1 protein-coding gene is annotated in these 237 nt (G+C 70.0%); it reads left to right on the plus strand.

Going from position 1 to position 237, the window contains the following annotated elements; genetic code table 11:
- Positions 1–237: ATP-binding cassette domain-containing protein (locus B4C31_RS04775; RefSeq protein ID WP_291531551.1), on the plus strand; the 237-nt coding region annotated here is incomplete at both ends.

The following is a 237-nucleotide window of genomic DNA, read 5'->3' on the forward strand; positions in this document are numbered from 1 at the left end:
CGGGATTCGGGACTGGTGTATCAGGATCCGTTCGCCTCGCTGAATCCGCGGTGGACGGTGGCGCGTTCGGTGGGCGAGCCGTTGCGTCTGCGCCGTCGTGGCATGGGCTCCGATGATGTCGCCCGCCGTTGCGCCGAAGCGTTGGACACGGTCGGTCTGGAGCCCTCGACGTTCCTGAACCGCTATCCGGCGGACCTGTCGGGCGGCCAGGCGCAGCGCGTGGCCATTGCGCGCGCC

The organism is Bifidobacterium sp. UBA4282 (genome assembly GCF_002394995.1).
GTDB lineage: Bacteria > Actinomycetota > Actinomycetes > Actinomycetales > Bifidobacteriaceae > Bifidobacterium > Bifidobacterium pullorum_B.